This window comes from Paenisporosarcina quisquiliarum, from assembly GCF_043641925.1.
Classification (GTDB): Bacteria; Bacillota; Bacilli; order Bacillales_A; family Planococcaceae; genus Paenisporosarcina; species Paenisporosarcina quisquiliarum_A.
Genome location: NZ_JBHZRU010000017.1, coordinates 26,644 through 50,017, shown reverse-complemented (window position 1 = coordinate 50,017; position 23,374 = coordinate 26,644). Strand labels below are relative to the sequence as shown.

The window sequence follows — 23,374 nt, the reverse complement described above, 5'->3', positions numbered from 1 at the left end:
CTTTCCTGAATGTGATTAGTTCAGAATTTCGATTCCTTCTAAATCAACATCAAGAAGATTACGTTCAAACCATTTGTTTGAAATTTCATCGTATGTGCCATCTTCAACAATTTCTTGAATCGCTTTATTAATTTCTTCTAATAATTTTTCGTCTTCTTTACGTACAGCTACAGCCGCTTGCTCAATCCATAGTGGATCTCCGACTTCTTTGATTTCCATTCCGTTTGCAATGGCTTCAAAACCAACAACGTCAGCCGTAATAACTGCATCTAAACGTCCTTCAACTGTTAAATCTTTTAATGCTACAACATCTGAGTTGTAGTATTTAATATCATCTGTATATTCTTGAGCAGCTGTGTCATACGTACTTTGTGCCACAACCCCAATTGTTTTGCCTTCTAAATCTTCAGCTGATGCGATATCGCTACCTTCAGGAGTGAAAATCATTCCACCTGAATAGTAGTAAGGATCAGAGAAGTTTACGCGTTCAGCACGTTCTGCAGTAATCGCCATCGATCCAATAATGACATCGAATTTATTACCAAGAAGTGATTGTGTAATTGTTTCCCATGGAGTTGTTACTGGGTTTGGCTCTAATCCCATTTTTTCTGCAATTGCAGCACCGATTTCAACATCAAAACCAGTTAATTCACCAGCTTCTGTAAAGTTAAACGGCTTGTATAGACCACTTGAAGCATACGTCAACTTACCGTCTTCTAATAAGTTCATGTCAGATCCAGAACCTGAAGATGTACCTTTCGTTTCTTCGTCACTTCCACACCCTGTAATTAGCATAGCTGTTGCTGCGATTGCTGTTAAAAATGATAATTTTTTCTTCAAAATAATCTCCCCTTTTGTGTGTTTAGTCATCAATTGGTTTATTGGATTCGGCTGAATAAAAAATACCTTTTCTGTCGTACATACTATCTATACGTGCAAGATTCGCTTTCACTTTTTCATGCTCTTTCACATAAATGAAGCGCATTATCGAGGTTAATAAAGCATGAACCGCTGTATAGGAGTCTATGCTTAAATTGGTAGAGACCGGAACAAACAGAACTTCATCTGCAAACTGTGTTACAGGTGAATCTGATGAATCGGTAATGACAATAATCGTTGTGCCTTGTTCTTTGGCTGTTCGCAAGGTGTTCATGACGTTTTTCGTATATCGCGGAAATGCAAAAGCAATGAGTACATCCTCAGGAGTCATTTTAGACAGCTGGTGATAATACTGAACATCTCCTTGCATTAATAATTCCGTGCTATCGAGTACCATGTTCATCCAATGCGTAAAGGAATGTGCGAGACCGTAATCGAAAAAATTGCTTGTCACATATATCTTCTTAGCAGAGCCAATTAAATCTACTACTTGAAGAAGTTGCTCTTCTTGGAGTGATTCTTTTAAATTTGTAATGCTCTTTATATCTGCATCAAGCAAATTTTTCAAAATTGAAGGAGAAGAGTAAATCGTGGTTTCCTCATCTTCGACTTGTTCAATTCGTTGTTCAGCAAGTTTTTGTTGCACAACATGCTGAAACTCCGCATACCCCTTAAAACCAAGCTTTTGTGCCCAACGTATTACTGTAGATTCACTAACCTCTACTTTTTTACCGACTTCTAAAGCTGAAGAAAAAGCGAGCACAATTTGATTGTCTTTGAACAAATCGGCTATTCTCTTTTGCCCTGCTGAAAATTCCTTATAGGAATTTTCTATTTTATGCAGTAAATCCTTCATGACTATTCCCCCGAAAACCATAATTTAAACCTACCAATGTAATAATTGTATCATTTTGCAGGGTTTCCTGCAATTGAGATGTCACACGTTTGTAATATATGGATATTTGGTGACTGAAGTTCTCGTATTTGTTATTAGCTAAATATGGCGATAACCCTGAATAATATGGCGTTGGGTACTTAGAATTTTGCGTTTCAAGCCAATAATATGGCGCAACTATCTAGTAATTTGGCGTTAGCGACTGATTTATTGGCGTTAGACCTAATTTCGAAGCTTCTGCTGAGGCAGAAGCTTCCTTTTTTGTTTTAACGCAACAACGATTTCAAGCCAACAAAAAAGCCTGCCCGCCTTATCGGCAAGCAAGCTTTAATCATGGTTTTATTTGAATACTTTAATTTTCACAGTTTTGCGTCCCCAGTTAAGTGCTCCTGATTTCGTAGGGATGAAGACGTCAATTTTGTTGCCTTTGATAGCTCCGCCAGTATCACCAGCAATTGCATATCCGTAACCTTCAACATATACTTTCGAACCTAACGGAATGACACGTGGATCGACCGCGATTACTTTTAGGCCTGGATTTTTCTTTAAATTAATGCCTGTTGAAGTAATTCCTGAACAACCATTGCAACCAGCTGTATAAGCAGATGCTGAAACTGTAATTTCTTTCAAGATTGTATCATTATCAGAACGTGATGGTGCTTTTTTAGCGGCCTTAGCTTTTGGTTTTGCTTTTGCTTTAGCCTTCGCTACCACTTTTTTTGTAACCTTTAGTTTTTGATTCGGTTTAATTAAATTAGATTTTAAATTGTTAGCTGATTTAATTGAAGCCACTGAGATATTGTATTGTCTTGCAATTTTATAAAGGGTATCCCCTTTTTTCACGGTGTGTACAGAAGACGCTGCTTCTGAATCATTGGCAAATGCGACGAGGAACATTAGTACAAAACTTAGTACGAAACTGAATTTTTTCAAGTTGTGTCTCCTTTTATTTCTCGTTGATAGAAATAAAATAACACTTAAACATTACAGTTTCATGACAGTATGACTGAAATTTGGTTACATTTTAGGTAAGTTTATATTACTAGTTGTAAATAATGGAAGAATTTTTACCAATATTATACCTGTCCTAATACCTAATTACATCTAAATTTTTATTAAAAATAGTCGTTTTCTTTACTTTTTCTCTATTGGTTTACTACCAAATATTCCATCATGAGTTAACTCCACATTGACCGCCATGGCAGCTTGAACACCGCTTGCAGCCGCTATTATCAATTGGGACGGATATATTTTAGATGCTTCTCCTGCCACAAACAAATGAGGAATGTCAGTATGACCGACTTCATCCGATTTATAGCCACCCATATCATCCATTACAAGCCCAATCTGTTGACCAAGGTCGGACGCTTGAACCAATTCTGGGGTTATAAATCCACCGACTCTTTCAATATGCTGTCCAGATTCTAGTTCTACGCTAGATAAATGCCCAGCTTCACCGTGTAATCGTTTGATTGTTTCTGTTTCAACTTGGATATTTAACGTTTGAATTTCCTTCTTTTGAGAGCGAGTTAATTCTTCCCCATTTGTAAAAATGATTAAATCTTGAGACCAATTTTTCAAGATTCCCGCCATATGTATCGTGTAATCTACTCGGCCAAACACCCCTAAAGGCTGGTCATTATATTCCCACCCATCACAATATGGGCAATTAAAAATACTCGTTCCATAAAAGTCTTGTAGTGTTGGAATATTGGGGAACTTCTCCTTAACGCCTGTTGCCAATATGACTTTCCGGCACTCCCATTCATATCCTCTATCAGTTGTTACCTTAAATCCGTCTTTCACTGTTTCCAATTTCACTACTTGCTCAGAAACAATTTCAACAGATGTATAAACTTTTAATTCTTGATGGGCAATTTCACGAAATTCGGACGGTTTGATTCCTTCTCTTGTAATAAAACCGTGTGCTGCTTGCGTGACTTTATTTCGAGCATTGTTATGATCGACAACTAAAATATCTCTCCTCGCTCTTCCAAGTACTAAAGCAGCGTTCAATCCTGCTGGTCCCCCACCAATAATAATGCAATCCTTCATCCCTTCTCCTCCTTTAGTTAACTTTTTCCTTATAAACAACAAACCATTCGTCCCGTATACACTGTATTCCCACACCTCGCCATCCTAAATCCAACACGGCTTGTTGTTTTTCGATATTTCCCATGGGAATAAGCTGTTTTCTTTTCGCAAATTCAGAATCTAATTTCAAATCTTTCACAAATATATAACGAAGCATTCCACCATATTTAAACTTTAAAGCAGCAATTTCTAAGCCATGTAAGAATTTATCTTTAAGACTGGGAATATTAAATGGAGCAACCGTGGCCAAAACAAATCGATAATTCTTTTCTTTCACTTCTTTCATTAATAATTGTCCCATCAATTGTTGGAGTCCCATTCCTCGAAAATTTGGATGCACAATAGAGATCTCTTGATAAATAGCTTCACTTAATTGTTGATTCTTTAAACCGATGTCTAAACCTAAATGTTCATCATCCAAGGGTGGTTCCAGTAAGACACGAAATGCAACCAACGCTTCATTTGAATAAACACCTACCACTAGACCTTTCCCCGATAAAATTACATCTACTTCACCCTCTGATAAAGGTTGAAGTGAATCGGGTATATCGATCGAATCTATCGTATCAACTTGTAAAGAAAGTATTTCAGATTTATTTGCTAAGGACAAAGTCTTTAGTTGGTAGACTTTCCCATTGTCTATCTTTCCTCCAAAAAGGATAGTCATTTTGACTCCCTCCTATTCGTTTAGCTTATTTAATCATGAGCTTGGGTAAATGTCTTTTAACAAGTATTTTTTAAGGAGTTGATGTCGATGAGTACTCTTGTGTTTAATTTCAAAGATGACGGGTTCATTCCCAATAACCCGACCTTGCCCGTCCTTATCGTTCAAGGAGCTTTTCAAGGCAGCACAGACATTGAGGATACTTTTAACAAACATAATTGGAAGAACAGCTGGGTTAATGGTGTATTTCCGTATCATCATTATCACAGTAACACTCATGAAGTTTTAGGCGTGAAAGCCGGAACTGCTCGGTTAATCATAGGTGGTGAAAATGGTGAGGAACTAACCGTTCAAACTGGAGACGTCCTTCTATTACCTGCTGGCACAGGACACAAAAAGTTAGAATGCAGTGATGATTTCAAAATCGTAGGTGCTTATCCTGAAGGAATGTCTTACAATGTCAAAACCGGCGAAGAAAGCGACCGACCTCAAGTTTTGCATGATATTGAGCAAGTCCCGCTCCCTATGACCGATCCGGTTTTTGGCAATAAAGGACCTATATTCGACTATTGGCACACAAACGAAAACCCGCAAATCAGTTCAAACTGATCGCGGGTTTTTCTTTATACTTTGAATTTATTAATCATCACTTGCAAATCTTCTGCCATTTGAGAAAGAGCAGATGAAGAAGAAGCGATTTCTTCCATACTTGCTAATTGCTCTTCTGAAGCCGCGGATACATTTTGAGTTCCTGCTGATACCGTCTCAGATACTTCTACAATCACATCTACATTCGAAACGATTTGATCTGTACTCTTAGAAATTTGTTCAATCGCTACAGACACTTCTTGTATTTCATTTGCCACTTGTGAAACAGAGTGCTGAATTTGTTGGAATGACTCTCCGGCTTTATTCACCACAGTAATTCCAGTGTCAACTTCCTCTGTTGCTTGGTCCATTGACTGAACAGCTTCCTGTGTCTGACCTTGAATAGAGGATATTAAACTAGCAATTTGTTGAGCAGATTTAGCCGATTCTTCAGCTAGCTTACGAACTTCATCAGCTACTACAGCAAATCCTCTGCCTTGCTCTCCAGCACGTGCAGCTTCAATCGCTGCATTTAATGCCAATAAATTCGTTTGAGAAGCTATATTCGTAATGGATTCAATGATCTGACCAATTTCGTTTGACTTCTCACCTAAACCTCTTACGACACCTGACAACCCATTCACTGTATTGTTAATCGATTTCATTTGTGAAATGGCTTGACCAATTGCTTCATTTCCAAGAACTGCTTTTTCAGATGCTTCGTTTGCTGTAATTTCAACTTGTCTAGCATTTGAGGCAATTTGGGTTACACCTGTTGAAACTTCTTTAACAATGACAACTGTTTCTTCAACACTTTGAATTTGTTGCGTTGAACCATTCGCCATTTCTTCCATCGTATGTGCAATCATTTCAGTTGCTTTCGTTGTTTCTTCTGAGTTCGCTGTTAACTCTTCAGAAGAAGCTGCAACTAGTTCAGATGTGTTTGTAACTTGTTGTAAGATTGTTCTTAAGGTAGATGTCATGTCGTTAAATGATATGTTCAACTGACCTACTTCGTCTTTCGAACGATAATCCCCTTGAACTGTTAAATCGCCATCTCCAGCTTGCTTCATTAAAGCTTGTAATTTCTTAATCGGATTGACAATCATTCTAGCAATATACCAGCCCAATATCCCAAACAACACGACGGATAAAAGAATGACTAAGTTTGAAATCAGGGAAGCTTGTGTTACAAATGATTTATTATTCTCACTTAATTTTTCTGAAGAGGCAATGATATTTGCCCCAATTTGGTCACCAATTTCATTCAATGCTCGACGAGTTTCCTTAATATCTGTTGTATAAACTTCGTATGCATCTTCTTTATTAAGGCTGACACCTCTACTTTGAAGAGAGTAAACTTTTACGATGTATGTATCAAATAATTCTTCAAACTGAGTGATTAGATCTTGATTGGCTTGCGTATTGGAAGCCGCTCGAAAAGATGCGATTAACTCTCTTGTTTCCGCTTCTTTCGCTTGAGTACTAGTTAGTAATTCTTTCGTTACACTCGAATCTTCGTTAAGTATGTATTCTAATGTGTAGGAATCTAATGAGCGGTTATTCGTTTTAATTTGATCCACATATTGCAAAGGTAACAATCGATGATCATACATATCTTCCGAGTTTTGCGCCATTTGGTTCATATAAATAAAGCCAGTTGCACCTACCGCTAAAATACTAACAACTGCAATCGCAAGCAGTAACAAGATTTTTTTGCCTATTTTTAAATTCTTCAAGAGTTTTATTCCATCCTTTTGATTAAATTTTCTGTCAAATTATTACTGATTTATCTCACTATTTTATTATACAGAAAATCCATCCAAATGTAATAGATATTATGTATCTAAAGTGCCAATTCAGATAATATTAATTGAATTTATGTAGGTCTTAATACTTAATATATCGCCGACATTACAGTAAAAAACCTTCTACATATATATGCAGAAGGTTTCGTAATTGGTTTATTGTGTCATGCCATTAGGTTGGATATGAGAAGGTGCAAATGCATTTGAAATTTGTTGCATATCTTGCTGAGCTAATTGCGGCATTTGATAGTAATGATGTTTATTTTGATAAATAGACATCTCATAGGCCATTTCAATACAGTTTGGAACGGAATCCGCTAGGACTCGACGAACCACTGGGTTTGTTGTTTCAAGAGCAGACATTGCTTTTAATGAAGCACCAGATTTATGAACACCTAGTAAATAACCAGAAATCACTTCATCGTTAATTTCATTAGCCGTTTGCATCGGTTTCTTAGGTGGAGATGGTTTCATTCCGAAGATAAAATCGTTGTTCTCTTTCATCATATATCTTTGGGTATGTTTCGAAGGGTCTTGTCCTGTCCGGAAACATTCAGACGTGATGTTGTACTCTTCTTGCATGAAATGGAATTGTCTGTCCAAAATAGTAAGAAGTTCTTGATCCTGTACATGTGGACGTAAAATCGTGAACAAGTTTAAACCTGCAATAGCAGCTCCCAAAACTTCATGAACATCGAACATTTCATGGCCGCCGTGATTCATCTCTGGTGGTACTGGACCGGTATGCATATTTTGATGCATTTGACCTTGTGGGTTTTGCGTCATTTACTTATTCCTCCTATTTTCAATGTAATGTGCATCGAAAATAGTTTGTGTTAAAGCATCCATGTTATGCATTTCTTTTTAATAAAGCTTGCTACCACTTATCTATAATGATGACTGCTGTCAATAAATCGTTGTTTTACGGGATTAGCACCCATTTTTACTAGATTAGCCTTCAAATTTACAGGATTCACACATAAAATTACGGGATTTGATGAATAATTTACGGGATTATCTTTAAAACAGCTCCATATAAAAAACGTGCAGAAGGATACTTTCTACCCTCTACACGCTTCGATTTTACTCTACTTCTTCAGAAAGCTTTTTCTTGCGGAATTTACTTAAGAATTCATAGACCACAGGAACAATGATGAGCGTTAACAAGGTTGAACTTGTTAGACCACCAATTACCGTTACACCTAGCCCTTTTGAAATTAAACCACTACCTTCAGCTCCAATAGCCAACGGAATTAAAGCACCAATTGTAGCTATTGCCGTCATCAAAATCGGACGAAGTCTTGTAACACCCGCTTCTAAAATGGCTTCGCGAGTAGTTGTTCCTTCTTTTTCTTTATGAATCACTCGGTCAATTAAAACAATCGCATTTGTTACAACGATTCCAATCAACATCAATGCTCCAATCATTGTCGAAATACTGATTGTTTCACCAGCAATCAATAATGCAAGAAGTGCACCACTAATTGTAAATGGTAGTGAGAATAGAATTGCAAGTGGAGCTATTGCACCACCAAACGTTATAACTAAAATAAGGTAAACGATGGCGATTGCTGCTAACATAGCTAAGCCCAACTGAGTAAAGGACTCTTGCATATCAGCTGTTACACCAGCAGTTTCAATATCCACATTTTGTGGAAGATTAATTTTATCTACTTTTTCTTGAATCGCAGTAGAATCCTTCGATATATCTTCAGCAATTAATGTTCCAGTAACGCTCGCATAAATTTGACCATCTCTTCTTAAAACTGTATCTGAGGTTTCTCCTTCAACTACCGTTACTACGTCTTCAACTGGTACTTCCATGCCCATTGGTGAAGCAATAGTTTTCTTCAATAACTCATCTAGCGTTTCAGGCTTTTCTGTATTCGATTCAATATACACATCAAAAGTATCGCCATCTTGTTCAACGGTCGTTAACATTTCACGCTGTCCATTTGGATTTAACGCCATTCCAACTTGTGCAGTCGTTAAGCCATATTGAATAAGTTTTGGTTGGTCCACCACTAATGTATGTTCTTGATATGAATCTGAAATACTTGAACTTACATTCTTGATATTTTTTGTTTCATTAAAAATCGATTCAATCTCGTTAATAATTGGTTCAATTGTCTCCAGGTCTTTACCATATACATAATAATTCAAGTCATTACTTCCACCACTTGTACTGAAATCTTGAGATTTCCATTCACCAGCTGCATCGAATTTTTGAACATCGCTCATCACATTTTCTTTTTCAGCAGCAAATTCAGGTGTTTCATCTTCATAAATCACGTACAATAACGCGCCGTTATTTTGTCCCGGCATCATTGGATTTTCTCCACCAATGGAAACTTGAACACTATCAACATTTTCTCTTTCCATAAAGAAGGTTTCAATATCAGAAACCGTTTCTTCCACGTCTTCTCTCGTCTCGCCCGCTTCAGGCGTATACGTGATGTACATCATTTTTTCTTCTTCCTCAGGCAAGAAGCTCGTTCCGACAAACGGAACTAATGCTAAACTTCCGATGAAAAGTGCAATAGCAAGAATTGTTGTGACTAACTTATGATTCAAAGTCCATTTTAGGATTTTCAAATAAGCTCCAGCTAATTTACCAGGTTTCTCATGATCATGCGTATGTTTTGCACTTAATCCTTTTTTGAATAAAGAATGGGATAACATTGGCACTAGTGTAATAGCTACTAACAATGAAGCTAATAATGCAAACACAATCGTTAAGGCAAACGGTAAGAATAATTCACCAACCATGCCTCCTACTAAACCGATTGGTAAGAACACGGCAATGGTTACTAAAGTAGAAGAAAGAATCGGAACAAACATTTCTTTCGTTGCTTCGCGAATTAAAGCTCTTCCTTTTAATTTTTCAGTTGGAGATGCCATTCGGCGGTAAATATTTTCAACAACAACGATCGAGTCATCGATCACGCGACCAATCGCAACTGTCATCGCACCAAGGGTCATCATATTTAACGTGATGTCCAACTGTTTAATAAGCAATACTGCGATCAACAATGACAATGGAATCGAAATGATGGCAATCAATGTGGATCGAATATTTCGTAGGAATAATAAAATAATCAATACAGCAAATCCTGCACCAAACAAGGCTTTGCTCATCATCGTCTCGACTGATTTCTCAATTGGTTCACCTTGATCTAATGTAAAAATGATTTCGAAGTCTGTATGATTATCTCCAAATTCCTTCATTTCTTCTTTAACCAGATTCACGACATCAACCGTGTTTGCCCCTTGAGACTTTACGACTTGAACAGCAATCGCTTCCTTACCATTTGTACGTGAAATGGATTCCGCTTTACCAACGAGTTCAATGTCTGCAACCTCGCCAAGTGCAACAGTTGTCGGTTGAGCAGGAACTCCATTCGTAGCTGGTGGTACAACTGGAAGTTCTAACGTTTTCAAATCATCAATTGATGCTAGTTTCCCATCGAGAACCACAGATTGTTCTTCTCCCTCAAATGGGAATAAACCTAATGGGAAAATAATATCTGATCCTTTAATAATACCTTTAACTGTTTCTTCAGTTAGCCCGAATTCAGCGAGTTTGTCTTGATTAAACCTAAAACTCACTTCATTTAATTGTTGTCCAGAAACAGCAACAGATGAAACACCTTCTAATCCTTCAAGTGTTGGCACCAAGTTTGTTTCTACTGTTTCCGTTAATTCAGCAAGAGTTTCTTTATCACTCGAGACACTTAATGCGACAACAGGAAAGGCATTAATGCTGATTCTATCAACCGATGGCTCTTGTGCACCTTGTGGTAATGGAAGGCTATTAAGTGCAGCTACTACTTCGGTTTCAGCTTCTTTCATGTCAGTCCCAAATTCAAATTCGATTTGGAGTGATGATGCATTTTGATAGGAAGATGAAGTAACTAATTTAACTCCCTCTAAATTACGAACCGCTTTTTCATGTGGTTCCGAAATTTCTTTGACTACCTGGTCAGGTGTTGCACCCGGGTATACCGTAGTAGCTGTTATAACTGGAATTGTTATATCAGGAATCGTCTCTAATTTCATTTGCGTACCAGCTGTTATACCAGCAACGGTTATTACAATCGTTAATAACCATACGGCAAATTTATTCTTCAATACAAAGTTAATAATGGAATTCATTCTAATTATTCACTTCCACCCTACATTATTTGACCGACGGGTCATATTACTTCATAATATAACTGACCGGTCATTCATAGGTCAATCTTAAACTATCTATTTAATTCGCATTTTATAAATAAGGGGTATGAATATGTCTAAAAAGAAAACTTTAATCATTGAGAAGGCGATGCATTTATTTGCCACCAAAGGTTTTGAATCAACCTCTATTCAAGAAATCACAGACGCATGCGGGATTTCCAAAGGTTCCTTTTATTTATCTTTTAAATCGAAAGAAGAATTGCATATCTCCATTTTTGAATATTTTTTCGAAAAACTTTCCCACCGCTTAAACAATCTAGACCAATTAAAACACAACACGCCACGAGAAAAATTCCTTTCATTATTGATGATTCAATTTGAGGAAATCGACAGTCACGCAGATTTCATATTGATGCAAATTCGAGAACAGACGAATCCATTGAATTCAAATATGATTGAGCTTCTTGGCAAGGTGCAGGAGCAGCATCACACACTTTTACACCACATGTTCATAGATGTATACGGAGAAAAGGTCCAACCTTATTTAACCGATTTAATCGTGATGACCAAAGGACTTCTTCATGGATATATTGAAGTGATCCTCTTACATCGCAAACAACTCGATTATCAATTAATGGCAACATTTATCTTGGACCGATTGGACGACATTGTGGATGGGCTTTTATCCAAACAACCTACACCCTTTTTAAACAAGCAGATGCTCAACAATCATTTATTACAACCAGCGAACTTAAATTCTCCAAAGCAATCTTTACTACAATATGTAAACCTATGTATTTCCGAAACGGATGATGAAGATTTGCTGGTTACGTTAGAAGTAATTGCTGATGAGTTAAAAAGAGAGCAGCCGAGAATTCCGGTATTAAAAGGAATGATCGCTAATGTAGAAACCATCGATTCGATGAATGAATTGCATTCAAACGTAACGAACTATCTGGATACTAACAAATAGGCAAAGAAAAAAGACTTGTCATTGGACAAGTCTCAAAATCTAAACAATTTAAATGTTGATTTCCTTTGCGGTGGACGATTTCCGGGTGGCACGGCTTTAGCCGCTTCCCTCGCGATGCTCAGTCCAGGGTCTAAAGCTCGTGCTGATCACCTCGGAGTCGCCACCTCCATTCCAATCAATTGAAAACGCTATAAATATACTGCACTAATTCTCATATAAAGTTGTGTTCAGTTATTAGTTACGTGGTTTGCTATTTCTGAAGACTCTTGCGGAAAAAAGAAACAAGGTAGACCCCACAGGCTCAACTGTCAAAGACAGCTGTCATAGGACAGCCCCGTTTCAAATTACATCAATCCATGAAGAGCTCCTAAAAGTGTGAAAATGACTAAATGATCACCGATTGCGATTAGGAAAGATCGATGAGTCATTAATCCAAACAAACGATTTTTTAAATAAACAAGAGTGATAATAACACCAATCATCAATCCGACAAGTAATCCCTCAGTGATACTCTCTGCACCAGTCGCTTGAACCAAAACAGCAACTACAAACGAACTAATGAACGCCACTATAACTGAAACGATATATTTCATTGGCCCTGCCATTTCCAATTGTTTCTTTTCAGGATATTTATCTCCGCCAAGTCTTACTGAATAATAAATCCCACCGTACACCATGTACAACAACGTCCCAAGAATAATTGCTATTACATTTAACTCGTCCCACTCTACGACCATACGAACACCCCATTGCTATTCAGTACCTATTGTTGCCTAGTAAAACCTAGCTTCTCTTAGAGTTTTAAAGCGCTATTGTTGGCCTAGGTTACATATAGGTCAATTTCATCATAGCTCATACCATACAAGCAATCCATACTTGCTTTTAAGAATTATTTGCTACTTCGTCATCTATAAAGTTTTAATTAATAGGTTTGATGTTGCAGGATTGAAAAAGGATTTGAGGATTTGTTAGAGAATAAGGTTAAAAAAAGGTGGAGGATTTTAGATGCTTAATTTTGAGAAGATAAAGGTTGTAAGTTTAGTTGTTATTGTAATTTGTTTAGTACTCATCGTTTGGAGGTTAGGTGAAATCGCAAATTATTTATCACAAATTTACCAGCGCGGTTGAAGTCAATAAAAAAGAGAAAGAATCCATTTTGTTCGTTTTATAAAATGGATTCTTTCTCTTTTACAGATTGTATTATCATACTCGACTCTATTTACAAACAAGTATTTCTCTCGAAAATATCCCTTTTTTTGCGACACATCGATCGATAATATCAAAACCAGCGTCTTTGATCATATGGTCAATATTTTCTATCGTGACGACTACTAGTTTTTTAGAAAATGGACGTGCGCTTTTTAAAATAGACAGTTGTTCTTCTGGAGTCGCATGCGTGTACAGATTGTAGGGCATATCAATAATGGTGACATCATATGTCTCTTTTACTTCTGCGATGGGTCCTAAATCAACATCTCCTGTTAAACCAAAATGAGCTATATTTTCCCTAGATCCAAGAACCACAAGCGGATTTATATCTCGACCCACAATATTAATTCCCATCGATAAGGCTTCAACTAACACTGTCCCGATTCCACAACAAGGATCAATTGCTTTAACGTCTTTAGGATTCGGGACGGCAATATTCGCAACAGCTCTAGCCACTCGTGTGCTCAAAGCAGTTGAATATTCTCTAGGTTTCTTCTGATGATGCAGCCAAACAGCTTCGTTCTTCTCGTACAAACCAAAGTACCATTTTCCTTTAAACGGAACCAAACCGAATGTAACTTCCGGACGATGAACATCCGCTTCACCCTCAATAATCAGGCCGATTTCCCGTTCGATTTCTCGTTTTTGTTTGTATTCAACTTTTTCAGTGGAAGCTAAATCATTTATTTTCACAAAAAGGACTTTGAATGTTAACTCTCCCATATCCACTACTTCAACTTGCTTAAGGATCTCGGAGAGTTCATTTCCTTCAAATAAAACCTCGATTCGTTCTTTAATAAAAGGACTTCGACTCGGATTTATGTCATACGTACTTTTGATAACTTTCGTTTGTGTGTCTTCTCCAAATAACGAACGCATTTCTAAATAACACAGTGATTCTTCGTCGGGCTTATACGCGTATGTATAAATATAGTCACCGGTTCTAGGGTATTGGTTCAATTCATTCTCATCCTTTAGTCTAACGTGATTCCATTAATTATATCACTGACTTGAAGTTCAGATACGAGTTTGGAACACTTTGCAATAATGAAACAGCCATCCTGGCACTTGGCGAAGGGTGGCTGATTTATATGTGCATGAGGTTTTAATCCACGGAAATCACCCAAGAGCTTTTTGGACAGATTTGATATGAGAAATGTTCAAATACAGTTTTTGACCATTCCCTATAGTGAGTTCTGCTAAGTCATTTTCTACATGTGTAAGGACACCCATTTTGTATGCATTTTTTCCCCCATCAAACTGAACCATTTCACCTTGTAATTGTTTCACTTGTTTCGTAAAACTGTCTGTGAGTAATTGATTTACCGGAAAAATCATGGACGTTAACGGGAGGTCATACGGGGTTTTATTCAAATAAGGGGTGATTGATTTTAGATGATGGATAGGAATGAATAGTTGGTTCAGTGCAGGGGAATAAAAAACGAAATAGTCGCTCATGACGTGCGTAACGTAGCCAAAAATCGCTCCAATCCCACTAATGTCTACTTCAACGAATATCCCTTTTGCGTTGTTTAGGACGGCCATTAAAGTTAATCCATCACTCGTTTGCTTAATGGGCGACGGCTCAGACTGAATAATGTCATATTCATTTTCTTCACATCTTTTGATGACATGAATATGTTTTTGCGGCAAATAGGCATAATATTGACCAGTAAGAACAACGAGAATATCCGAACCACATTCAATTAATTTTCCAGAGATATGTTTTTTTGAAGAAAGTTCGACTTCAATCATTTTCCCTTCATATTGATCGAAAAATCTCATAGTAAGCGTCTCCTTTCCTCATAAAATCAACCAGAGCCATATATTTAATGCAATAAGCGTGACTACAAGCGTAATAGGAATGACCATCAATGCCACTCTAAAATAAGCACTCCAGGTGATCGCAACGCCGTTTTTTTTCAAGACAAACATCCATAGCAAAGTGGCAAGTGTCCCAAGTGGCGTTAATAATGCACCAATATCACTTCCTATGATCATTGAGATATAGGCAACTTGTAACGTTTGCGTGTCGAGTCCAATTTCAGTAATCAATAAAGTCCCAAGCATTACAGAAGGTAAATTGTTCATGAGATTGGAAAGAACACTAATTAGTATGCCTGATGCAAAGCTTGCTGACATAAGACTTTGTGTCATAACTCCATCTAATATGGACATCATATAACTCGTTACACCTGTATTTTTTAGTGCGTAAACGGTCACATACATCCCAAAAGCAAAGACCAAAATATACCAAGGGGCTTTCCATAAAACATCAACGGGACTTATTTTTAAACTTATCCAGCGAATTCCGATGAGTAATAAAGCTCCGGTAATAGCGATCCATTCGATTGAAAAACCGTATGCTGGCAAGATAAAGTAGCTCCCTCGAATGAGTACAACTAGAAAAATACACGTTCGGAATAGGGGCCAGTTCATCGATTCAACTGTTTTTTTCACACCTGAAAGAGGATGATTTTTAAAAGTAGGATCAGATATCGAATCTTGGATGTCTGGTATTTTACGAGGAATTTCATTTCTAAATAACAAATACAGAAGCAAACTTAACGTTGCAATTCCAATCATCGAAGGAACAAAAGCTAAATTCGTATAGGATACCAAATTCAAACCAACCATCTGCAAGCCGATTAAGTTAGCGATGTTACTGACACCTATCGGCAAACTTGCAGACGTTGCAATAAACACACCCGCAAATAAGTAAGGTAGTTTTTGCTGTGGTTTAATACGAATGATTTGAACAATGTGTAAAATGATTGGCGTGGTGATGAGGATACTCCCGTCATTGTTAAAAAAAACGGTCATTAAAAAACACAACAGCATAATCGACCAAAACAGACGAATACCCGATCCCTTAGCTCTCTTCACGACATTTAAAGCTGCCCAGCGAAATACTCCGATGCTTTCTAAGACAATACACATGACAATTGTCGATATGATGGTAATGGAAGGTCCGCTCACGATCTTAAAGATATAGACAATATCATGTAAAGGGACAATACCTGCTATAAACAAAAGAATCGCTCCGCTTATGGCAGGTATTGCTTCATTGATGCCTTGAGGTCTCCATAAGATACATAATGTGGTTAAGGCAAAAATCGCAAATGTATATACGATGAGACTATCATGCATTGGACTGAACCCCATTAATACGGAATTTCCTTTTCGCTTTCGTCACCATGTTTGTTGGAGCCACAGCCTTTTCGGTGGGAGGAGTTAATAGATGATAGAAGATTAAACCTGATCCCATCAATAGTGAAAATATGATCATGTCCACCCTCCTTTCCACAAGTTTAGGTAGAACGAATTTATCTTTTCTTATTTTGTAGGGCATTTTTTCGAATACGTCGATTGCGTTTTCTTGCAGCTACTTTTAAGCGTTCTTCAAATAACTTTTGAGCTTCACTTACGTCTTCCGAATTTTGTTCTTTTGACTCATTATTGTCTGAATCTTTTTGTTTGGACTCTTTTTGTTCGCTAGACTCATCTTTAGACTCATCTTTTGAATTTTTCGAGTCTTCTTTTGAATCGTTCTTTTCTTCAGGTTCTTCTTTTGACGTTTTGGTATTTACACTGAAATTTTTGATGTGATAAGTTGAAATTCTAAGAATCTCATTATCCACCGCTAATACTAAATGTTGATCACTCGAATCAACTAAAAGTCCTTCAACGCTTTCTGGCCCTTTTCGATTCACTTTAATCCATGAATATTTTAAATTTGATAACAAATCATTCATACTAGCCGCTGCTGAAAGCTTAAGAAGATTTTCAAGTTCCGTGTTCACCTTAGGAACTTCTCCTTCTTCTAGTAATTCTTCTGTATTTTGCTCTGTTTCATTTTCCCCAGAATCATTTGTTGACTCCAATTTTTCTAAAGGCGTACTCAAGCTTTTAATATGCTGATCTTTGTAAAAAATTAGCCCGTCATCTTCTGTATAAATGATGACATAATCATCTCTTACATCGACTAATTTCCCTACCCTGGACTCCGGACCTTTCCCATTTATTCGAACGTTTTGTTCTTTTAATTGAGAAGCCATTTCCTGAAATTTGCTCGCTTTAATAAATAAAGTTTCGTCCGTATTTAAAAGTGAGTTAAATTTAATCATGGCATTCTCACGAATACTTTTAATATGTGAGGTTTTAAAGTAAATGATTTCTCCATCGTCTTTTTGCAACGCAACGTAATCTTCTGTCACATCAAGTAATTTCCCAGTGTTAGAATCAGGTCCTCCTCTATGGATTTGGACACCTTTTCCAACCAACGATTGCAAATAATTATCTTCCACTCTGTTTCTTCCCCTTTCTTTTACACCTATCAAAGTTCATATAAAAAACATGGCAGGACTGCGTATTGTTATATATATGCCTACTACATCATTCATGCATAGGTATATACCGTGAACTCAAATTAAAGGGATTTGTTTGTAGGTGTGGAATATATACGAATCAGTACATTGGAGGTTTGTTCATGGAGAAATTACAATTCTTATATCAACTTAAATTGATTCCCTCTTTATTAAGCGAAGAAAATTGGACTGATAGTGAAAATGACATTGTGGCTCGCCATTTTGAAGCGTTAAAGAAAGCAGAACAAGAAGGAACGGTGATATTAGCAGGAAGAACATTAAATATGGATTCCGATGGTTTTGGAATTGTAATTTTTGAAGTGGATTCCGAGGAAGAAGCTCAATTATTTATGGAGACTGATCCTGCTGTGAAAGAAGGAATTATGACTGCCACATTGTTTCCTTACAGAGTTGCACTCATACGTTCGTAAAATGGAGTAAATTACTAATTTCTTCTTACATAGACCTACTCATTTTGAGCCATACTTTTTACGAATACAATTCTTAGAAAGTAGGCGAAACAAATGGGACAAAACAACAATAATTCAACAAACAACAATAATAACTCTTCACCTAAAACACAAAAAACGGCACCAAAGACCACTACGTCAACTACTCGAAAAGAAGAATTCTCTAGAGAGTTCACGGAAATTATCAACAAAACACTAAAACAAAATGGGAACGGTACAAACGAGCGTAACAACAATAAGCGATAATTGAGCTTAGGTTAATGGAGTGGATTAGTTTGAATCCAGATCGTGCAAAAGAATATTCCTCAGAAGCAAATCAGTTGCTTTTCACATTAAATGGCGTTCAAGTTTGGCTTGATAACAAGTTTGAAGAAGAAGCGATTGCCGATCAAATTTCGGATTCTACTGAAAATAATCGACAAGAAGCGATCGCCAATTACGAAAAGAGACATACACATTAAACAAAAATCACCCACTCACTTGTTTAAAATGAGGGGGTGATTTTTCGTTCCAATTGAATATCTAGAGGTTCTTTAGATAAAATGTCTTTTTCGATATGGCAGGCCAAAGTGCAACCCATTTTCTTATAAAACAACTGAGATTCAATCGAGGGATGGGCTGCAATATAGAGTTTTTGAGCTCCTAATTTACTTCCCATTTCAAAACACGCCTTAAATAATTTCTTCCCAATTCCGATTCCTCTAAATTCTTTCGAAACATGAATATATGATAACTCTACATATTCAAGTTGAGGTCCGAACCGAGTAGGTTTAATATTGGCAAATCCTATAAGAGACTGATTGTCATATGCTCCAAGGACTATTCCACCTGCGGTCAAACAGGTACGCAATTCTTGAACAATTGCTACTTTTATTAATGTATCCCAATCGTCAATGAATGAGTCGTTCTTTTCAAATAAACGATTATCTATATCAACCAGAACTTTATGCGTTTCTTGATATCGCTGGAATGTTAATAAAAAATCATCCGTTAAATCCTGCATGGTTATGAGTTTAATTTCCACTTTAATTCACCTTTTTATTTTTAGTGTATCAAAAAAAGAGTGCTGGTTTTTAAAACCAGCACTCCTCTTTATTCTCATTTATTTATTTAAGGTTTAATTAAAGAAACATACCAGCAATTGCTGCGCTTAATAAAGATGCAAGCATACCAGCTGCTACTGCGCGAATACCTAATCTTGCTATGTCACTTCGGCGATTGGGAGCAAGTGCTCCTAAACCACCTAGTAAGATAGCCATTGAACTAAGGTTAGCGAATCCACATAGTGCAAAGCTGACCACAATAACCGTTTTAGGAGACAGGTTGGCAATTTCAGGTGCAAATGAAGAATAAGCTACAAATTCATTTAATACTAATTTTTGGCCAATATAACTACCGGCTTGTACTGCTTCTTCCCAAGGTACACCTATTGCAAAAGCAAGAGGTGCAAAGACAAATCCTAAAATCCCTTCAATTGAAAGCGAATCATAGTCGAAGAAACTACCAATACCGCCTAATAATCCATTTACAAGTGCAATCAGTGCGATAAAGGCTAGAAGCATCGCACCAACATTCAATGCTAAATGCAACCCATCACTCGCCCCTCTAGCAGCAGCATCGATTACGTTAGTAGAAGCGTCGTCTTTCTCTAGCTCAAATTCTGATTCATCCACTTCTTCTGTTTCTGGAATCATAATTTTAGCCAAAATCAAACCTGCTGGAGCTGCCATAAAGCTCGCTGCAAGTAAGTATTCAAGAGGTACTCCGAGTAATGCATATCCGACTAAAACTGAACCAGCTACTGAAGCCAAACCACCAGTCATAACCGCAAATAATTCTGATTTTGTCATTTTTGCGATAAATGGACGAACGATTAAAGGTGCTTCTGTTTGACCGACAAAGATGTTGGCTGCAGCTGAAATCGATTCTGCTTTACTTGTTCCAAGTAGCCAAGACAATCCTCCACCAATGAAACGAATTAAGACTTGCATGATCCCTAAATAGTAGAGTACAGATATTAAAGAAGAGAAGAAGATGATAACCGTCAATACTTGAAAAGCAAAGACAAACCCGAAACCTTCTACATCAGCTGCTGGACCAAATAGAAAACCTATTCCTTCGTTCGCATAACCAATTATATTTTGAACGCCTTCAGCAAATTTCTTTAATGCTTCACGTCCAAGTTCCCACTTTAGCACGATAAATGCAAAGAGAACCTGAATGGTCAATCCACCTAATACTGTTCGTAAATTAATGGATTTCTTAGCACTTGATAATAAAAACGCAATTCCTAAAACAACGAAAATCCCGCCTATTCCCCAAATGATATTCATGTATGACACCTCTTTTATTGGTATTTGATTTAACAAAAGAAAGTAAACGCTTTCTTTCGCAATTAAGTTGAATTTAAGGTTGTCGGTCGTCAGACAACTCATCGGAATGGTAACAAATCTATTGAAAGAAGTAAATGGATAATATGTGTAAAGAACGCATGAATGTTGATATGTGAGGATTTTAAGTCGATTAAAAGAGTATTGCTAAAATTAGAAAGAATGATACATTATTTTGTTTTATATAAATTTCGCCTACTTCTAACCGAGTAAAAACACTCTTACTTGACCATACTTTTGTTAGTCATTTAAAAGTAGGAGGATTCTATTTTGACATCAGCTGAAAATTCACTCGCTATTTTCGCCTTAGGTGGCGTAAATGAAATCGGTAAAAATATGTATGTACTAGAAGTTGAAAATGAGATTGTCATCATCGACTGCGGAGGAAAGTTTCCCGATGAAAGTTTACTTGGCATTGATTTAATCATTCAAGATATTTCTTATTTACAACAGAATAAAGATAAGGTTCGAGCACTGATTGTCACCCATGGCCATGAAGATCATATTGGAGGAATTCCATACTTTTTAAAACAAATGAGTGTTCCGATTTACGCAACTAGGCTGACTCTCGGTTTAATCGAGATTAAGCTAAAGGAGCATGGTTTATTACGCGATACAGAGCTTCACTTGATTGACTCGAATTCCAATTTATCTTTTGATGCGATTTCTTGTACATTTTTCAAAACGAACCACAGCATACCGGATTGTTTAGGAATCGCTTTTGAAACGCCTTTCGGAACGGTTGTCCATACTGGTGATTTCAAGTTTGATCTAACTCCAGTTAACGGAGAATATGCGGATATTCATGAAATGGCGGCAATCGGACAAAAAGGCGTACTGGTTTTATTATCCGAAAGTACGAACGCCGAACGTCCAGGCTTCACACCTTCAGAAAGTTTAGTTGGCGGACATTTAGAAGAAGCATTTCGAAAAGCTAGAGGAAAGATTTTCGTCACTACCTTTGCCTCCAACGTCCACCGTCTACAACAAGCTGTGGATGCGGCCATATTAACCAATCGAAAAATCGCTTTACTTGGTCGCAGCATGGTTAATGTGGTTTCCGTCGCACTTGAACGAGGGTATTTGAATATGCCGGAAGACATGCTCATCGACGCACAAGAAATTGGTCGCATGGATCCCGAGCGTGTTGCGATTCTTTGTACCGGAAGCCAAGGTGAACCAATGGCGGCGTTATCACGACTTGCCAGTGGAAATTATCGACAAGCTGAGGTCTTGCCCGGAGACACAGTTATTTTTGCAGCTACCCCTATTCCAGGAAATGAACGCGGCGTCTCTAAGATTATTGACCAATTGTATCAACGGAGAGCACATGTCATTTACGGGTCAGGTAACGCAACCGGAATGCATGTTTCAGGACATGCTTGTCAGGAAGAACTCAAACTCATGCTGACACTTATGAAGCCAAAGTACTTCATTCCTATTCACGGAGAATACCGCATGCTACACCTACACAGCCAATTAGCTCAGGCAGTTGGTGTGGAAGGTGAAAATATCTTTATTCTTAAAAATGGTGACGTCGTGGATGTTACAAGTGATACTGTTCGCCACACAAGAAGTGTCTCTGCAGGAGATGTGTATGTGGATGGCTTAGGAATTGGTGACATTGGAAACATGGTGTTGCGTGATCGTAAGCTATTATCTGAAGACGGCATGTTAGTCATCGTTGTCACCATTTCGAAAGTTGATGGGCAAATCATCTCAGGTCCAGATACAATTTCACGTGGGTTTGTCTATGTTCGGGAGTCAGAAGAGTTGATGAAAGAAGTCGATCGCTTGGTTTTATCGACCATGCAAAGCATTCAAATTGCTGATCGAAATCAAAGAAGCGTCTTAAAACAAAGCATCAAAGCAACGATTGGCAAAATGTTATATGCGAAAACTAAACGCAGACCCATGATATTGCCGATTGTTATAGAGGTTTAACGAGGAATTCAAAAGCGCAATCCTGTTTTACCGGGGTTGCGCTTTTTTGTATTGAGGAATATGGCGTTAGGGAAGAATAATCTGTCTTTATTTGAGGATTATATGGCGATAGCCTTCGATAATTTGGCGTTACGAGCGAATAATTTGGCGCAACCAGCGAATTTATTGGCTTTCGACTTCAAAATGGCGATTTTAGGAACGGTCGTAATAAATGTTTTTAATGGAATCCTGAAGCTTTCCATTTTCAGCAGCTTGTTTAAACACCTTGATAAAATCCGGTCGCACAAGGGAAAGCAAAGGTTGTTCCACCTGGTCAAAATAATGACTCGCCTCCACAACTTGGCGATCCCATTCTTCATGATAATAAAGCAGATCATCTGGATACACGATCTCTCGCTTTGTTCCCTGTTCTGGGATACAAGCAAATGGTTCTTCTATATTCAAAGTTCCATAGTCATCCGTAAGTTCTTCCCCCGGGTATATATCTCGTATCGCAACTTCAAAATCATAGGCTGTCCCCATACAATTCGCGTGAAAACTATGATTCACGTACCTCCCCAAATCCCAGCAAAGAATGTATAACCCATCTTGATTTCGATAGGCATATTTTTTTATAACTTCCTGACAAAAAGATGAAGTTGAATTCACGAATTCCGGTTCCAATATTTGATCCAACTCATCTAAAGCCCAAGTAATCGTTCCTTTGGGAATCAATTTTGTAGCAAATACACCGAAACCAATTTCTTTATTAATAAAACGTAATTCAGTATGTGGATGAATCATGATGTTGAGTATTCCCCTTTACATAGTTGGTTTTAATTCATAACGTATGCATCTAGGGAAACGAATGTTGATTGAAGAACCTTTCAGACAACATAACGTCTTATTCATAACCGCAATTGTCGTATTAAAAATTA

At 37.4% G+C, this 23,374-nt stretch carries 23 protein-coding genes; 6 read left to right on the top strand and 17 right to left on the bottom strand.

Annotated elements, in window-relative coordinates; all coding sequences use genetic code 11:
• Positions 1-15 precede the first annotated feature (15 nt).
• From ACHUE4_RS12845 to ACHUE4_RS12825, 5 genes are all read right to left on the bottom strand, one after another.
• Positions 16-840: a transporter substrate-binding domain-containing protein gene (locus ACHUE4_RS12845; RefSeq protein ID WP_394190650.1), complete on the bottom strand. Its 825-nt coding sequence runs from the start codon at positions 838-840 to the stop codon at positions 16-18.
• A gap of 22 nt (positions 841-862) precedes the next feature.
• Entirely contained in the window at positions 863-1,735 is an 873-nt protein-coding gene (locus tag ACHUE4_RS12840; RefSeq protein ID WP_394190648.1) for a MurR/RpiR family transcriptional regulator, read from the bottom strand.
• Positions 1,736-2,113: 378 nt separating this feature from the next.
• A complete protein-coding gene (locus tag ACHUE4_RS12835) occupies positions 2,114-2,707 on the bottom strand; it encodes a 3D domain-containing protein (RefSeq protein ID WP_394190646.1) in 594 nt (197 codons plus the stop codon).
• Between the two features lie 201 nt (positions 2,708-2,908).
• Positions 2,909-3,829, bottom strand: a complete 921-nt coding sequence (locus tag ACHUE4_RS12830; RefSeq protein WP_394190644.1) for an NAD(P)/FAD-dependent oxidoreductase — start codon at positions 3,827-3,829, stop codon at positions 2,909-2,911.
• 13 nt (positions 3,830-3,842) lie between these two features.
• On the bottom strand, positions 3,843-4,535 hold the full coding sequence (locus ACHUE4_RS12825; protein ID WP_394190642.1) for a GNAT family N-acetyltransferase: 693 nt from the start codon (positions 4,533-4,535) through the stop codon (positions 3,843-3,845).
• An 87-nt stretch (positions 4,536-4,622) separates the two neighbouring features.
• Between ACHUE4_RS12825 and ACHUE4_RS12820 the strand changes: the two genes are divergently transcribed.
• A complete protein-coding gene (locus ACHUE4_RS12820) occupies positions 4,623-5,141 on the top strand; it encodes a cupin domain-containing protein (protein ID WP_394190640.1) in 519 nt (172 codons plus the stop codon).
• Positions 5,142-5,155: 14 nt separating this feature from the next.
• Here the strand turns inward: ACHUE4_RS12820 and ACHUE4_RS12815 are convergent, their stop codons facing one another.
• The 3 genes from ACHUE4_RS12815 to ACHUE4_RS12805 all read right to left on the bottom strand — a co-directional run bounded on the left by ACHUE4_RS12815 (position 5,156) and on the right by ACHUE4_RS12805 (position 11,083).
• A complete protein-coding gene (locus tag ACHUE4_RS12815) occupies positions 5,156-6,859 on the bottom strand; it encodes a methyl-accepting chemotaxis protein (protein ID WP_394190638.1) in 1,704 nt (567 codons plus the stop codon).
• A 225-nt stretch (positions 6,860-7,084) separates the two neighbouring features.
• Positions 7,085-7,714, bottom strand: a complete 630-nt coding sequence (locus tag ACHUE4_RS12810) for a spore coat protein (RefSeq protein WP_394190636.1) — start codon at positions 7,712-7,714, stop codon at positions 7,085-7,087.
• Between the two features lie 297 nt (positions 7,715-8,011).
• Positions 8,012-11,083, bottom strand: coding sequence for an efflux RND transporter permease subunit (locus tag ACHUE4_RS12805; protein WP_394190634.1), 3,072 nt, complete (start codon positions 11,081-11,083; stop codon positions 8,012-8,014).
• A gap of 133 nt (positions 11,084-11,216) precedes the next feature.
• On the opposite strand from ACHUE4_RS12805, the gene ACHUE4_RS12800 reads away from it, so the two are divergent.
• Positions 11,217-12,077, top strand: coding sequence for a TetR/AcrR family transcriptional regulator (locus tag ACHUE4_RS12800; RefSeq protein WP_394190632.1), 861 nt, complete (start codon positions 11,217-11,219; stop codon positions 12,075-12,077).
• Positions 12,078-12,421: 344 nt separating this feature from the next.
• On the opposite strand, the gene ACHUE4_RS12795 is transcribed toward ACHUE4_RS12800, so the two are convergent.
• The 6 genes from ACHUE4_RS12795 to ACHUE4_RS12770 form a co-directional block, all read right to left on the bottom strand.
• On the bottom strand, positions 12,422-12,814 hold the full coding sequence (locus tag ACHUE4_RS12795; RefSeq protein WP_394190630.1) for a DUF1761 domain-containing protein: 393 nt from the start codon (positions 12,812-12,814) through the stop codon (positions 12,422-12,424).
• Between the two features lie 478 nt (positions 12,815-13,292).
• Positions 13,293-14,246, bottom strand: coding sequence for a TRM11 family SAM-dependent methyltransferase (locus tag ACHUE4_RS12790; RefSeq protein WP_394190628.1), 954 nt, complete (start codon positions 14,244-14,246; stop codon positions 13,293-13,295).
• Between the two features lie 159 nt (positions 14,247-14,405).
• On the bottom strand, positions 14,406-15,071 hold the full coding sequence (locus ACHUE4_RS12785) for a hypothetical protein (RefSeq protein WP_394190626.1): 666 nt from the start codon (positions 15,069-15,071) through the stop codon (positions 14,406-14,408).
• An 18-nt stretch (positions 15,072-15,089) separates the two neighbouring features.
• Complete coding sequence (locus ACHUE4_RS12780) at positions 15,090-16,436, bottom strand: arsenic transporter (RefSeq protein ID WP_394190624.1); 1,347 nt, start codon at positions 16,434-16,436, stop codon at positions 15,090-15,092.
• The gene (locus tag ACHUE4_RS12775) at positions 16,429-16,575 is read right to left on the bottom strand and encodes a hypothetical protein (protein WP_394190622.1); all 147 of its coding nucleotides are present in this window, start codon (positions 16,573-16,575) and stop codon (positions 16,429-16,431) included. The genes ACHUE4_RS12780 and ACHUE4_RS12775 overlap by 8 nt, the downstream gene beginning before the upstream one ends.
• 37 nt (positions 16,576-16,612) lie before the next feature.
• Entirely contained in the window at positions 16,613-17,593 is a 981-nt protein-coding gene (locus ACHUE4_RS12770) for a hypothetical protein (RefSeq protein WP_394190620.1), read from the bottom strand.
• A 182-nt stretch (positions 17,594-17,775) separates the two neighbouring features.
• Here ACHUE4_RS12770 and ACHUE4_RS12765 point away from each other — a divergent pair, with 182 nt between their 5' ends.
• The 3 genes from ACHUE4_RS12765 (at position 17,776) to ACHUE4_RS12755 (ending at position 18,584) form a co-directional block, all read left to right on the top strand.
• Positions 17,776-18,084: a YciI family protein gene (locus tag ACHUE4_RS12765; RefSeq protein WP_394190618.1), complete on the top strand. Its 309-nt coding sequence runs from the start codon at positions 17,776-17,778 to the stop codon at positions 18,082-18,084.
• Positions 18,085-18,177: 93 nt separating this feature from the next.
• Positions 18,178-18,369, top strand: a complete 192-nt coding sequence (locus tag ACHUE4_RS12760) for a hypothetical protein (RefSeq protein WP_394190616.1) — start codon at positions 18,178-18,180, stop codon at positions 18,367-18,369.
• A 29-nt stretch (positions 18,370-18,398) separates the two neighbouring features.
• Positions 18,399-18,584: a hypothetical protein gene (locus ACHUE4_RS12755; protein WP_394190614.1), complete on the top strand. Its 186-nt coding sequence runs from the start codon at positions 18,399-18,401 to the stop codon at positions 18,582-18,584.
• 23 nt (positions 18,585-18,607) lie between these two features.
• On the opposite strand, the gene ACHUE4_RS12750 is transcribed toward ACHUE4_RS12755, so the two are convergent.
• Positions 18,608-19,147 carry a GNAT family N-acetyltransferase gene (locus ACHUE4_RS12750; RefSeq protein ID WP_394190612.1) on the bottom strand — a complete coding sequence of 180 codons (540 nt, stop codon included), beginning with the start codon at positions 19,145-19,147 and terminating at the stop codon, positions 18,608-18,610.
• Between the two features lie 97 nt (positions 19,148-19,244).
• Entirely contained in the window at positions 19,245-20,456 is a 1,212-nt protein-coding gene (locus ACHUE4_RS12745) for a NupC/NupG family nucleoside CNT transporter (RefSeq protein WP_394190610.1), read from the bottom strand.
• Between the two features lie 327 nt (positions 20,457-20,783).
• On the opposite strand from ACHUE4_RS12745, the gene ACHUE4_RS12740 reads away from it, so the two are divergent.
• On the top strand, positions 20,784-22,457 hold the full coding sequence (locus ACHUE4_RS12740) for a ribonuclease J (protein ID WP_394190608.1): 1,674 nt from the start codon (positions 20,784-20,786) through the stop codon (positions 22,455-22,457).
• 192 nt (positions 22,458-22,649) lie between these two features.
• Here the strand turns inward: ACHUE4_RS12740 and ACHUE4_RS12735 are convergent, their stop codons facing one another.
• Positions 22,650-23,240 (bottom strand): SET domain-containing protein, encoded by a 591-nt coding sequence (locus tag ACHUE4_RS12735; RefSeq protein WP_394190606.1) that lies wholly within the window; start codon positions 23,238-23,240, stop codon positions 22,650-22,652.
• Positions 23,241-23,374 lie beyond the last annotated feature (134 nt).

Excerpts from the sequence above, each read along its gene's own strand:
- ACHUE4_RS12795 (WP_394190630.1), bottom strand. The coding sequence starts at position 12,814 with ATGGTCGTAGAGTGGGACGAGTTAAATGTAATAGCAATTATTCTTGGG.
- ACHUE4_RS12820 (WP_394190640.1), top strand. The coding sequence starts at position 4,623 with ATGAGTACTCTTGTGTTTAATTTCAAAGATGACGGGTTCATTCCCAAT.
- ACHUE4_RS12810 (WP_394190636.1), bottom strand. The coding sequence starts at position 7,714 with ATGACGCAAAACCCACAAGGTCAAATGCATCAAAATATGCATACCGGT.
- ACHUE4_RS12745 (WP_394190610.1), bottom strand. The coding sequence starts at position 20,456 with ATGAATATCATTTGGGGAATAGGCGGGATTTTCGTTGTTTTAGGAATT.
- ACHUE4_RS12830 (WP_394190644.1), bottom strand. The coding sequence starts at position 3,829 with ATGAAGGATTGCATTATTATTGGTGGGGGACCAGCAGGATTGAACGCT.
- ACHUE4_RS12735 (WP_394190606.1), bottom strand. The coding sequence starts at position 23,240 with ATGATTCATCCACATACTGAATTACGTTTTATTAATAAAGAAATTGGT.
- ACHUE4_RS12760 (WP_394190616.1), top strand. The coding sequence starts at position 18,178 with ATGGGACAAAACAACAATAATTCAACAAACAACAATAATAACTCTTCA.
- ACHUE4_RS12775 (WP_394190622.1), bottom strand. The coding sequence starts at position 16,575 with ATGATCATATTTTCACTATTGATGGGATCAGGTTTAATCTTCTATCAT.
- ACHUE4_RS12840 (WP_394190648.1), bottom strand. The coding sequence starts at position 1,735 with ATGAAGGATTTACTGCATAAAATAGAAAATTCCTATAAGGAATTTTCA.
- ACHUE4_RS12800 (WP_394190632.1), top strand. The coding sequence starts at position 11,217 with ATGTCTAAAAAGAAAACTTTAATCATTGAGAAGGCGATGCATTTATTT.
- ACHUE4_RS12825 (WP_394190642.1), bottom strand. The coding sequence starts at position 4,535 with ATGACTATCCTTTTTGGAGGAAAGATAGACAATGGGAAAGTCTACCAA.
- ACHUE4_RS12785 (WP_394190626.1), bottom strand. The coding sequence starts at position 15,071 with ATGAGATTTTTCGATCAATATGAAGGGAAAATGATTGAAGTCGAACTT.
- ACHUE4_RS12765 (WP_394190618.1), top strand. The coding sequence starts at position 17,776 with ATGGAGAAATTACAATTCTTATATCAACTTAAATTGATTCCCTCTTTA.
- ACHUE4_RS12805 (WP_394190634.1), bottom strand. The coding sequence starts at position 11,083 with ATGAATTCCATTATTAACTTTGTATTGAAGAATAAATTTGCCGTATGG.
- ACHUE4_RS12780 (WP_394190624.1), bottom strand. The coding sequence starts at position 16,436 with ATGCATGATAGTCTCATCGTATATACATTTGCGATTTTTGCCTTAACC.